This window comes from Saccharomonospora amisosensis, from assembly GCF_011761185.1.
Taxonomy (GTDB): Bacteria; Actinomycetota; Actinomycetes; order Mycobacteriales; family Pseudonocardiaceae; genus Saccharomonospora_A; species Saccharomonospora_A amisosensis.
Genome location: NZ_JAAOYM010000003.1, coordinates 125,372 through 137,196, shown reverse-complemented (window position 1 = coordinate 137,196; position 11,825 = coordinate 125,372). Strand labels below are relative to the sequence as shown.

Genomic DNA, 11,825 nt, shown 5'->3' with positions numbered 1-11,825 from the left:
CCGGGGCTTACCCGCGCTTCCGTGGGCGGCCACTCCAGCCGTGCCTAATCCAAGGCGTGGCAGGTTCACTGCTGGTGTCGCTGAGCGGTATCACGGCGCGGACGCTGGACGGGTGCTTGGACCTGGCGACCGCGTTGGACGAGCGAGGAGTGCCGCTGTCGCTGCTCGTGACACCGAACGCGGAGGAAGGGCACCGGTCGGTGTCGGACTGGGTGCGCGAAAGGGTCGTGCAGGGCGACGCGGTGCTGCTGCACGGCTACGACCGGCGGGTGCGCGACGAGTTCGCCGACCTGCCCGCGCACGAGGCACGGCTGAGGCTGATCGCGGCGACCGCGGCGCTGGAGGACACCGGCCTGCGCACGAACGCCTTCGCCGCGCCGGGAAGGCGCGTCTCGGCAGGCACGCTGAAGGCGTTGCGGCTGCACGGGTTCGCGGTTTACTCAGACGGCTCGACCGTGCGTGACCTGCGTGGGGATCGCCTCCTCAGGGCGAGGCTGCACGGCTTCGGTGGGCGTGGCGGCGCGGGCGAGACCGCCCGGCGCAACGCCTTCGTGCTCGCTGCCGCGCGGCTGGTGAGGCGAGGCGAGTTGCTGCGCATCGGCTTGCGGGGAGCTGACCTGGACCGCCCGGGGCGGTGGAGCGCCCTGCTCGACGCCGTTGACACGGCACTGGAGTGTGGGGTGGTCGCGGCCACCTACGTCGGGCCCGCTCCCAGAGTGACCTGCTCGCCACGGGGGAGCACCCTGACCTCGGTGCCCTCCGGTGCGAGGTTGGTGAACAGGCCGTAGTGCATCTGCGGCCGGGACAGCACGGCCTCGTGGACGGGAACCGCGAGCCTCGGCGCGACGGCACGCAGGAAGTCCACCGCCTCGCCCGCCTTCAGCCAGGGCGCCGCGGTCGGCAGCGCAAGCACGGCCACGTGCTGCTCCGGCACGAAGAAGGCATCGCCAGGGTGGTAGAAGGCGCCGTGGTCGAACAGATAGCCGACGTTGGGCACGACCGGGATGTCGGCGTGGATCCTGGCGTGTTGGCCACCGACGACGGTCACCGAGGTGCCGTCGAGTTCGAAAGCGTCCCCGGATCGTGCCGTTACGGCGTTCAGTCCGAGCTTCTCCACCAGCTGCACCGTGCCGGGATCGACGACCAGTCTGGCGCCCGGGTTGGCCTTGAGCAGGTCGGGCAGGCGCTCGGTGTCGATGTGGTCGTAGTGCTGGTGGGTGATGAGTACGGCGGTCAGGTCGCGGACCGACTCGAATCCCGAGGAGAACGCGCCGGGGTCGAGCAGGATGCGGGCGTCCCCGGTGTCCAGTAGCAGACAGGAGTGTCCGTAGTGGGTTACCTGCACGGTGACTCACTCCTTGTTGACGCATTGCCAGTAACGTGGAGTCGTCGTAGGCTGTCAAGATGACCAGCACCGCGCGCGCCGTCGAGACCTTCGACTCCCTCAACCCGGCGACGGACGAGGTGGTCGGCACATACCCGGTGCACACAGACCAGGATGTCACCGAAGCCGTCGAGCGTGCCCGCGCTGCGGCCGCCTGGTGGAACTCCCTCGGTTTCGCTGGTCGCGCCGATAGGCTGCGCCAGTGGAAGAGTGTCGTCGCACGACGCATGGAGTCGTTGTGCCAGGTGGTCAGCGAGGAAACCGGTAAGCCGTTCGGCGACGCCCAACTGGAGACCGTGCTAGCCATCGAGCACATCGCCTGGGCGGCCCGCAACGCCCGCAAGGTGCTCGGCCCGCATCGCCGCTCCCCAGGCCTGCTGCTGTCCAACCAGGCCGCCACGGTCGAGTACCACCCGCTCGGCGTGGTCGGTGTGATCGGGCCGTGGAACTACCCGGTGTTCACGCCGCTCGGTTCGGTCAGCTACGCGCTGGCGGCGGGCAACGCCGTGGTGTTCAAGCCAAGCGAGTACACCCCCGGGGTCGGCAAGTGGCTTGTGGACGCCTTCGCCGAGGTCGTTCCCGAGTACCCCGTGCTGCAACTGATCACGGGCTTCGGCGCCACCGGTGCCGCGCTGACACGGGCGGACATCGACAAGATCGCGTTCACCGGCTCGGCCGCGACCGGCAAGAAGATCATGGCGACCGCCGCTGAGCGGCTCACCCCCGTGATCATCGAGGCGGGCGGCAAGGACCCGCTGCTCGTGGACTCCGACGCCGACCTCGACGCCGCCGCGGAGGCCGCCGTCTGGGGCGCCTTCTCCAACGCGGGGCAGACCTGCGTCGGTGTGGAACGCGTCTACGTGCACCAGCAGGTGTACGACACCTTCGTCTCCAAGGTCGTGCAGCGTGCCCAGCAGGTCCGCCCCGGCAGTGACTACGGCCCGATGACCATGCCGGCGCAGTTGGACGTGGTGCGCAGGCACATCGCCGACGCGCTCGGTAAGGGTGGGCGAGCGCTGGTCGGCGGTAAGGATGCCGTCGGTGACCGCTACGTGCAGCCGACCGTGCTGGTGGACGTGCCGGAGGACTCGCAGGCCGTGCGCGAGGAGACGTTCGGTCCCACGATCACCATCGCCAAGGTGGCCGACATGGACGAGGCTGTCGAGAAGGCCAACGACTCCAGTTACGGCCTTGGTTCGACGGTGTTCTCCAAGCGGCGTGGCATGGAGTTGGCGCGCAAGCTGCGGACCGGTCAGACGGCCATCAACGCGCCGCTGTCCTTCGCCGGTATCGCCTCGTTGCCGTTCGGCGGCATCGGCGACTCCGGTTTCGGCCGCATCCACGGGCCGGAAGGGCTGCGCGAGTTCGCCCGCCCGAAGGCGATCGCCAGGCAACGGTTCACCACCCCGCTGGCGCTGACCACCTTCGCGCGTACCGCCCGCACCGAGGCCCTTGTGAGCAAGCTGGTCAAGCGGCTGCACGGCAAACCCTGATCGCGGCGGCGCCTGCCGAGGCGTCCCGGGCGTGGACAAGCATTCGCGAGCGGCGGGGTTTCGTTGAGAACCTGGAGAACCCTTGAGAATCTCTGCCGCGCGGGTGCATCGCGTGCTATGAACGAGCCCAGCGTCCGCGCGCGTGGCGGGCGGCGGGGTCGTCCGCGGCACAAGGGGGAACGATGAACCAGCCCAACCCCGGGTGGTACCAGCAGCCCTACCAGCAGCAGCCCTACGGTCAGGCCGCGCCGTACGGTCAGCAACCGGGGTATCCGCAGCACCAGCAGCACGGCTATCCCATGCCGCCCGGCTACGGCCCGCCGCAGCGGCAGAGCAAGGCGATGGCCTACATCGCCACGGTGTTCTTCCTACCGGCGGTGATCTACTCCTACATAGCCGCTTTCGTGTCGTGGGACGGCGTAACCAGCGCCAACGCCGACGTCATCGACATCGCTGTGTCGACCATCGGTTTCGTCTTCGCCGACGACATCACCGGCAACATCGACTTCGCGATCTCGGTGACCCTGTCGGTGGCATCGACCGTCGCGGCCCTGCTCGTTCTGCTCGCTTGCAGGCTCGGCTTCTCGCGCTGGATACTCGCCGTGATCGCCGGGCTGATGGTGGGTTACTACGTCTACGCGATCATCTACCTGCTCTCCAACGAGGCGGGAGATTTCGTCGCGCTGCCGATCGTGGCGCTGTTGCTGTGGGTAGTGCCACTCGTGGCGGTCGTGCTGCCGCCGGTCGGCAGGGCCATGCGGGGCTACCGCCCGTCGCCTTCCGTCGCCCAGGGTCACTGGCGCTGAGCCGAACCGGCGATTTCGGCCCCCTCGGGCAACGGGCGGGAATGGTTGACCGTCTTTGGTGTGTAGGGACCCGGTGAAGCCGGGTCTGATGGGGCCGAGGGGTGTCGGGGGCCTCTCGGCCCCTTGGGTTACGCTGATAGGGCATCGACCTGCGAAAATCTAGGAGCAGCCAGTCGTGGCCCGAGTAGTCGTCGACGTCATGCCCAAGCCCGAGATCCTCGACCCGCAAGGCCAGGCTGTTGCCGGTGCGCTGCCGCGGCTCGGTTTCAACGGGGTCACCGAGGTCCGGCAAGGCAAGCATTTCGAGCTGGAGGTCGACGACTCCGTCGACGACGAGACGCTTGCCAAGATCGCGGAGGGTTTTCTCGCCAACCCGGTGATCGAGGAGTGGACGGTCCGGAGGATCGAGCAGTGAGCGCCCGTATCGGAGTCATCACCTTTCCCGGCACGCTCGACGATGTCGACGCCGCCCGTGCCGCCGCCCGCTCGGGAGCCGAAGCCGTGCCGCTCTGGCACGGCGACGCGGACCTCAAGGGTGTCGACGCGGTGATCGTGCCCGGCGGCTTCTCCTATGGCGACTACCTGCGCTGTGGTGCCATCGCCAGGTTTGCCCCCGTGATGAGTTCCGTGATCGACGCCGCCCGAGGCGGACTTCCAGTGCTGGGCATCTGCAACGGCTTCCAGATTCTGTGCGAGGCAGGCCTGTTGCCGGGCGCGCTGGTACGCAACGACAAGCTCCACTTCGTGTGCAAGGACCAGTGGCTGCGAGTGGAGAACAACAGCACCACCTGGACCACCCGCTACGAGCATGGTGCGGAGGTGCTGATCCCACTGAAGTCGGGTGAGGGTGGCTACGTCGCCGACCAGGACACGCTGGACCGGCTGGAGGGCGATGGCAGGGTTGTCTTCCGCTACGTCGGTGAGAACCCCAACGGCTCGCGCAATGACATCGCGGGTATCAGCAGCGCGGACGGCAGGATCGTCGGGCTCATGCCGCACCCCGAGCATGCCATCGACGCGCTGACTGGCCCCTCCGACGACGGCCTCGGGATGTTCTACTCGGCCGTCGACGCGTTGACTCCACTCGTCACCCCCGCCTGACGCAGCACACAGGGACTGCCGAAGCCTCCCGCCGCTGACGGCATACACCTGCCGGTTCGATCGCCGCCAGGTGCCTGGTTACGCGATTCTCGAATTCCTCAACCGATCGGTTGACTACGCGTGCGGTGATACTCTACGCTCGACTTATTCAACCGATTAGTTGAGGACGTAAGGGTGGACGAGAGCACGGAGCAGTTGAATCGGGTATTCGCGGCACTGGCCGACCCGACGCGGCGTGCGCTGGTGGCCAGGCTTGCCGGCGCGGACGCGACCGTTGGCGAGTTGGCGCAGCCGCACAACATGAGCCTCCAGGCGATCTCCAAGCACGTGAAGGTGCTCGAGGAGGCGGGACTGGTGAGGCGGAGCAAGGACGCGCAGCGTCGGCCCGTGCACCTGGACGCGGAGGTGTTCGACCTGATGACCAAGTGGATCGAGCGCTATCGCCAAGAGGCCGAGCAGCGCTACCGGCGCCTCGACGCCCTGCTGGACCGGATGGCTGACGACGACAGCCCACGAACCGACCTGGAGGACGCATCATGACAACGACCAAGCACCAGACCCAGATCCTGGCGGACAGCAACGTCCCGACCATCGAGATCGTCCGGGAGTTCGATGCGCCTGCCGAGCAGGTATTTCGGGCCCACGTAGACCCGGACCTCTACGCGCGATGGGTCGGGCCACGTTCGGTGACCACCAGGATCACCAGATGGGATGCCCGTACGGGCGGCGAGTGGGCGTTCGCCAACGATCGCGACGGCGAGGAGATCGCCACGTTCTACGGCAGCTTTCACGAGGTCCGCCCGCACGAGCGCATCGTGTGGACCTTCACCTACGAAGGCGTCCCGGATGGGGTCGCTCTGGAGACGCTGACCTTCGAGAAGCTGGAAGGCGGCAGGACGCGGCTCAGGGTGTTGAGCGTCGTCGAGGATTTCCAGACCCGTGACGGCATACTGGCCAGCGGCATGGACACCGGGGTGAACGAGGGCTACGACAAGCTCGACGAGCTACTCGCCGAAGAGTCCTGAGCCGACGGCCGCGCCCCGGACGCTGCGGGGCGCGGTCCGATTGGCCGTGCGAGCAGGTGTGGGAAGCGACCCGGCCGTGAGAATGGACACCACGAGCGCGCTCATCGGAGGCGAAAACCCGCATAAGCGGCCACGAGAGCCCGCCACAACCCACCTGCGCCGGGGGTGATCGAGTCCGGCCCGGCTAACCTGGATTCCGTGGCAGCACCTCACGCCGAACCCCCCGCCGACATCCACCCGGTCGACACCACAGCGAACGCGGAGCGGACCGCCAACCTCGACCAACCCTTCGCAGAGTTGGGCCTCGCCGAGGACGAGTACGCCCGCATCAGGGACATCCTCGGCCGCAGGCCCACCGAGGCCGAGCTGGCCATGTACGCGGTGATGTGGAGCGAACACTGCTCCTACAAGTCGTCCAAGAAGCACCTCGCCTACTTCGGACAGACCACGACGCCGGGTATGAAGGCCAAGATGCTCGCCGGGATCGGCGAGAACGCCGGTGTGGTGGGCATCGGGGACGGCTGGGCCGTGACCTTCAAGGTCGAGAGCCACAACCACCCCTCCTACGTCGAGCCGTACCAGGGCGCCGCGACCGGCGTCGGCGGCATCGTTCGCGACATCCTCGCGATGGGCGCGCGTCCGCTCGCCGTGGCCGACCCGCTGCGGTTCGGCCCCGCCGACGCACCCGACACCCGCAGGGTGCTGCCGGGCGTGGTGGCGGGTATCGCCGGGTACGGCAACTGCCTTGGCCTGCCCAACATCGGTGGTGAGGTGGTCTTCGACGAGAGCTACGCGGGAAACCCGCTGGTCAACGCCATGTGCGTGGGCGCGATGAAGGCCGATGACCTGCACCTGGCGCACGCCTCCGGTAAGGGCAACAAGATCATCCTGTTCGGTGCGCGGACCGGGCTGGACGGTATCGGCGGCGTTTCGGTGCTGGCGAGTGAAACCTTCTCCGGGGACGAGGCAGAGGGCGGCCGCAAGAAGTTGCCGAGCGTGCAGGTCGGCGACCCGTTCACCGAGAAGGTGCTCATCGAGTGTTGCCTTGAGCTGTACAACCGCGAACTGGTGCTCGGTATCCAGGACCTCGGTGGTGCGGGGCTGGCGTGCGCCACCTCCGAACTGGCGGCCGCCGGTGACGGCGGCATGCACGTCGACCTTGACCGGGTTCCGTTGCGGGCGCTGGGCATGACCCCCGCCGAGGTGCTCGCGAGCGAATCACAGGAACGCATGTGCGCTGTGGTGCGGCCGGAGGACGTGGCCGAGTTCATGGCGGTGTGCCGCAAGTGGGACGTGCTCGCCACCGAGATCGGCGAGGTCACCGATGGCGATCACCTCGTCATCGACTGGCACGGCGAGCGGGTCGTTGACGTGCCGCCGAGGACGGTCGCCCTCGAGGGGCCCGTCTACGACCGGCCGTACGCGCGCCCCGGCTACCAGGACGCGTTGCAGGCCGACACCCCCGACTCGCTGCCCCGCCCTTCCACCCCGGAGGAGCTGAGGGACACGCTGCTGCGGTTGATCTCCTCGCCGAACCTGGCCTCCAAGGAATGGGTCACCCAGCAGTACGACCGCTACGTGCGCGGCAACACGGTGCTCGCGCAGCCGTCCGACTCCGGTGTGGTCCGCATCGACGAGTCAACGGGGCGCGGCGTGGCGATCGCGACCGACTGCAACAGCCGCTTCGTCTACCTCGACCCGTATGCGGGCACGCAGCTGGCGCTGGCGGAGGCCTACCGCAACGTCGCCACCAGTGGTGCGATGCCGATCGCGGTCACCAACTGCCTCAACTTCGGCTCCCCTGAGGACCCGGATGTGATGTGGCAGTTCGAGCGCGCCGTGCACGGCCTCGCTGACGGCTGCGCCACGCTCGAGGTGCCGGTCACCGGCGGTAACGTCAGCTTCTACAACCAGACCGGCGAGCAGGCCATCCAGCCGACCCCGGTGGTGGGCGTGCTCGGCGTGCTGGACGACGTGCGGCGCCGCATCCCCACCGGCATCGGCGCGGAGGCGGGCGAGAGCCTGCTGCTGCTTGGCGAGACCCGCGACGAGTTCGGCGGCTCGGCATGGGCGCACGTCATCCACGGTCACCTCGGTGGGCTCCCGCCCGTCGTGGACCTGGAACGCGAGCGCCTGCTGGCCGAGGTGCTGGTGGCGGGCTCGCGCGACGGGATGATCTCGGCGGCGCACGACCTCGCAGACGGCGGGTTCGCGCAGGCCGTTGTGGAGATGGCCCTCATCGGCCAGTGTGGCGCCCGCGTCGTGCTCGACCCGGATGCTGACCCGTTCGTTCAGCTTTTCTCCGAGTCGGCGGGCCGGGTGCTGGTGGCCGTGCCGCGAACGGAGGAGCTGCGGTTCACGGAAATGTGTACCGCACGGGGACTGCCGTGGCGCAAGACGGGCGTGGTCGACCCCGAGTCGGGTGCGCTGGAGATCCAGGACGTGGCGACGCTGCCGCTCGACGAGCTTCGAACGGCGTGGGAGGGCACGTTGCCCGGGTTGTTCGGGCAGTGACATGTTCGGGCAGTGACCCGTTCTCCGGCAGGCGCTCAGCTCAGGTACGCGGTGAGGGCTTCCACAAGGCCCTGTTTGGCCTCTTCCAGGTCGATGTAGGTGCTCAGCCTGGCCTCGCTGTGTAGTCCGCGCATCGCGCCGGGCAGCAGCGCGCGGACGCGGCGCAGCCTGTCACGGTCAACCTCCAGGCCCTGGAACGCCTTCTCATAGGCTTCGGTCCAGCTGGCGTCCCATGCCCAGATCGCTGCCGCGGTGAGCGGGTAGTCGGCTTCGAGTTGCTCGCGATGTCGGGGTAGTGCCTGCCGCAGATTCTGAATGGCCAGTGCGCCGGGCGAGTCCAGCGCTCGCCACAGTCGTTCCACGATGCCGCCGACGCGCTGCTGCACCGATGACACCGTGCTGGGCACGGCGACGATAGGGCCTGCCGTGTCACAGATGTGGTGCAGCACGGCGGCCCACAACCCGTCGACATCGCCGAACTGGTGCTGAACGGTTCCCCACGTGACACCGGCGTCCCTGGCGATCCGGTTGGCGCTGGCCGCCTCCGGTCCCCCCGCCGCCAGCCTGCGCACTGCCGCGTCGAGCAGTGCCTGTCTGGTCTGAATTCCCTTGCGGTTGAGGCGAGTGCCTTTCGCGCTGTGCGTCATGCCTCCGCCGACTCCAATTCTCATAGAGGCCTTGCTGAGAGATTACTCGCTTGGCTACTGTCTGTCCCTGTTGGCTCGCGCGGCGAATCAGGCGGTGGCTCGGAATGGCAAGCAGGTACCGGACGCTGGAGCGGGCACGGCTGGCCAAGCTGCTTCCGGAGTTGTTGCTGGCAGGCCAGCTCATCGACCGTTCGGCCATGGCCTGGTGTATCTCGGCCTTCGGTCGCGACGAGATGGCCGCGATCGCCATCGAGGAGTGGATGGCGGCCAGTCCCATCTACACCCGCAGGATGCAGCGGGCGCTCGGTTACGAGGGCGACGACGTCATCACGATCTTCAAAGGGTTGCAGCTCGACATCGGTGCGCCGCCGCAGTTCATGGACTTCCGCTACACCGTCCACGACCGCAGGCACGGTGAGTTCCACCTCGACCACTGCGGTGCGCTGATGGATGTGGAACCGCTTGGCGAGGCCTATGTGCGCGCGATGTGCCACGACATCGAAGACCCCACCTTCGATGCCACCGCCGTGGCGACCAACCCGAGGGCGCAGGTACGGCCGATCCACCGCCCGCCGCGCACTCCGCCGGACCGGCAGCCGCACTGCGCGTGGACCGTCGTGATCGACGACTCCCATCCCCCGGTCTCCGAGTCGACGGGCTGCACGCGGTTGCGCCGGTCGAAAGCCGCGACGCTGGACCTGGAACCGATCGACCGCGGCGACGACGGGATGGCCGACTACTCCGGGCCGCTGCTGGCCGACCTGGACTTCGGCACCTTCTCCAGGTCGGCACTCGCACGCATGGCCGACGAGGTGTGCGTGCAGATGCACCTGCTCCACCTCGGCTTTCGCGACGCGGTGCGCGACCGCGTCGACGCCGAACAGTCGAGGAAGCTGTGCACCAAACAGCTGGTCGGCATCGCCGGTATCGCGGCGGAGCGGATTCACGCCGGGCTCGGCCTGCCCTGCGGCATCGAGGGCGCCCTGCGCACCCTTGAGCTCCACCCGCTGCTCAACCCGGCCGCGTACGTCGATGCGGAGCTCAGTGGCGACGCCGTCCGGGTGCGCCACTCGCCCGCACACGCCGACGGCTCGTGGATCACTCTGTGCGGCCCCGGCGACGTCGCCGCCTTGCAGGCCATCGTGCGTGCGGTAGACCCACACCTCGACGTGCGGGTGGAAGGGGACGCAACTGACTGGTCCGCCCGGGTGTTCCGCCGGGACGAGCCTGCGAAGGAGTTCGACGAGGTCGCGGTGACCAGGGTCAGCACGGGTGCCGCCTTCGTCTTCCAGCCCCGCCGTTCACTTCCGATCACGCCCGTCACCTCGACGACGCGAACAGGAGGGCAGCGCCCGTGAGCAAGGCGAACAAGCGACCGTCGCAACTGGACTCTCCGGTGGTCGGCCAGATCATCAAGTACGTCTCGCGGGCACACGCCTGGATCTACCGCAAAACTTCAGGCGCGGTCGGCATCAACTGGCGGATCGGGTCCGCGTTGCGCAAGCCGGTGCGCACGCTGCTGCTGCACCACCGTGGCAGAAGGAGCGGCAAGAGTTTCATCGCTCCGCTGCTCTACCTGCCAGACGGCGACAACATCGTCGTGGTCGCCTCGCAGGGTGGGCTTGCCAACCATCCACAGTGGTACTTCAACCTCCGTCACAATCCGGATACCACCGTCCAGATCGGCAAGCAGGTGCTGCCGGTCCGCGCGCGCGTGGCGCAGCAGCAGGAACGTGCGGCGCTCTGGCCGAAACTGGTCGAGCTCTATGCCGACTTCGACACTTACCAGGCATGGACCGACCGCGAGATCCCCGTCGTCATTCTCGAGCCTCGCGGATAGCGAGGCCGCCTCGCGGGCGAGAAAGGATTGGCCATGCGTCACGGCATCGTGCTGTTCACAAGCGGTCGCGGCATCACGCCCGCCGACGCGGCGGCTGCCGCGGAGCGGGCCGGGTTCGACACCTTCTACGTTCCCGAACACAGCCACATCCCGGTCAAGCGGCAGGCCGCCCACCCCGGCACCGGTGACGAGAGCCTGCCCGACGACCGCTACCTGCGCACGCTCGATCCGTGGGTCAGCCTTGCGACCGCGGCCACGGTGACCTCCCGCATCCGGCTCGCCACGGCGGTGGCGCTGCCCGTGGAGTCCGACCCGATCACGCTGGCCAAGACCATCGCCACGCTTGACCTGCTTTCCGGCGGCAGGGTGACGCTTGGCGCGGGGTTCGGGTGGAACACCGACGAGCTGACCGACCACGGCGTGCCTCCCGCGAAGCGGCGCACCGTGCTGCGCGAGTACATCGAGGCGATGCGGGCACTGTGGACCCAGGAGGAGGCCGCCTACGAGGGTCGGTTCGTCAGCTTCGCCGCCTCGTGGGCCTACCCCAAACCGGTGCAGCGGCACATCCCGGTGGTGATCGGTGCGGGAGCGGGCCCCAAGACGTTCGCCTGGATCGCGGCGAACGCCGACGGCTGGATGACCACGCCGATCGAGTCGGACATCACCGGCAAGGCGGACGCGCTGCGCCAGGCATGGGAGAAGGCAGGCAGGGCGGGGCAGCCGCGGATCGAGGTTCTCGCCACCACGAAGCCGACTCCGGAGCTGCTCGCCGCGTGGGAGCGGGCCGGTGTCACCGACGCGATCTGGGGTTTGCCGGACCGGCCGAAGCCCGAGGTGGAGGCGTTTCTGGAGCGGCACGCGGCCAGGCTCGGCATCGGTACCCGCAGCTGACGACCGCCGCGCTCCGGGGGCGGATGAACGTGTTCTTGATTCGCCACGCGGGCTGCCCCACGGCCCGTACGTGGCGCTGCCGGTCTTGTTGACCGCTTCCGTGTGCGTTGCACCGGTTGCGCTG

At 68.4% G+C, this 11,825-nt stretch carries 13 protein-coding genes; 11 read left to right on the top strand and 2 right to left on the bottom strand.

Going from position 1 to position 11,825, the window contains the following annotated elements; translation table 11 throughout:
• Positions 1-56: 56 nt before the first annotated feature.
• On the top strand, positions 57-788 hold the full coding sequence (locus tag FHU38_RS26160) for a DUF2334 domain-containing protein (RefSeq protein ID WP_313886912.1): 732 nt from the start codon (positions 57-59) through the stop codon (positions 786-788).
• Here FHU38_RS26160 and FHU38_RS26155 read toward each other — a convergent pair.
• A complete protein-coding gene (locus tag FHU38_RS26155) occupies positions 695-1,345 on the bottom strand; it encodes an MBL fold metallo-hydrolase (protein WP_167177465.1) in 651 nt (216 codons plus the stop codon). The two genes, FHU38_RS26160 and FHU38_RS26155, sit on opposite strands and share 94 nt — an antisense overlap.
• 59 nt (positions 1,346-1,404) lie before the next feature.
• Here FHU38_RS26155 and FHU38_RS26150 point away from each other — a divergent pair, with 59 nt between their 5' ends.
• The 7 genes from FHU38_RS26150 (at position 1,405) to purL (ending at position 8,323) form a co-directional block, all read left to right on the top strand.
• Positions 1,405-2,877, top strand: a complete 1,473-nt coding sequence (locus FHU38_RS26150) for an aldehyde dehydrogenase family protein (protein WP_167177463.1) — start codon at positions 1,405-1,407, stop codon at positions 2,875-2,877.
• A 182-nt stretch (positions 2,878-3,059) separates the two neighbouring features.
• A complete protein-coding gene (locus FHU38_RS26145; protein WP_167177256.1) occupies positions 3,060-3,683 on the top strand; it encodes a hypothetical protein in 624 nt (207 codons plus the stop codon).
• 175 nt (positions 3,684-3,858) lie between these two features.
• Complete coding sequence (gene purS / locus FHU38_RS26140) at positions 3,859-4,098, top strand: phosphoribosylformylglycinamidine synthase subunit PurS (RefSeq protein ID WP_167177460.1); 240 nt, start codon at positions 3,859-3,861, stop codon at positions 4,096-4,098.
• On the top strand, positions 4,095-4,784 hold the full coding sequence (gene purQ, locus FHU38_RS26135; protein WP_167177458.1) for a phosphoribosylformylglycinamidine synthase subunit PurQ: 690 nt from the start codon (positions 4,095-4,097) through the stop codon (positions 4,782-4,784). The genes purS and purQ overlap by 4 nt, the downstream gene beginning before the upstream one ends.
• 174 nt (positions 4,785-4,958) lie before the next feature.
• Positions 4,959-5,324 carry an ArsR/SmtB family transcription factor gene (locus tag FHU38_RS26130; RefSeq protein WP_167177456.1) on the top strand — a complete coding sequence of 122 codons (366 nt, stop codon included), beginning with the start codon at positions 4,959-4,961 and terminating at the stop codon, positions 5,322-5,324.
• A complete protein-coding gene (locus tag FHU38_RS26125; protein WP_167177454.1) occupies positions 5,321-5,809 on the top strand; it encodes an SRPBCC family protein in 489 nt (162 codons plus the stop codon). The genes FHU38_RS26130 and FHU38_RS26125 overlap by 4 nt, the downstream gene beginning before the upstream one ends.
• A gap of 198 nt (positions 5,810-6,007) precedes the next feature.
• The gene (purL, locus tag FHU38_RS26120) at positions 6,008-8,323 is read left to right on the top strand and encodes a phosphoribosylformylglycinamidine synthase subunit PurL (protein WP_390623346.1); all 2,316 of its coding nucleotides are present in this window, start codon (positions 6,008-6,010) and stop codon (positions 8,321-8,323) included.
• 35 nt (positions 8,324-8,358) lie between these two features.
• Here purL and FHU38_RS26115 read toward each other — a convergent pair whose 3' ends face one another.
• Positions 8,359-8,970 (bottom strand): TetR/AcrR family transcriptional regulator, encoded by a 612-nt coding sequence (locus FHU38_RS26115; RefSeq protein ID WP_167177452.1) that lies wholly within the window; start codon positions 8,968-8,970, stop codon positions 8,359-8,361.
• A 104-nt stretch (positions 8,971-9,074) separates the two neighbouring features.
• Here FHU38_RS26115 and FHU38_RS26110 point away from each other — a divergent pair, with 104 nt between their 5' ends.
• Genes FHU38_RS26110 through FHU38_RS26100 form a run of 3 tightly spaced genes read left to right on the top strand, consistent with a single transcriptional unit; the run spans position 9,075 to position 11,701 of the window.
• Positions 9,075-10,328, top strand: a complete 1,254-nt coding sequence (locus FHU38_RS26110; protein WP_167177450.1) for a hypothetical protein — start codon at positions 9,075-9,077, stop codon at positions 10,326-10,328.
• Positions 10,325-10,810, top strand: a complete 486-nt coding sequence (locus tag FHU38_RS26105) for a nitroreductase family deazaflavin-dependent oxidoreductase (RefSeq protein WP_167177448.1) — start codon at positions 10,325-10,327, stop codon at positions 10,808-10,810. Before FHU38_RS26110 ends, FHU38_RS26105 begins: the two co-directional genes overlap by 4 nt.
• Positions 10,811-10,843: 33 nt before the next feature.
• Positions 10,844-11,701, top strand: coding sequence for an LLM class F420-dependent oxidoreductase (locus FHU38_RS26100; RefSeq protein WP_167177446.1), 858 nt, complete (start codon positions 10,844-10,846; stop codon positions 11,699-11,701).
• The last annotated feature ends 124 nt before the right edge of the window (positions 11,702-11,825 follow it).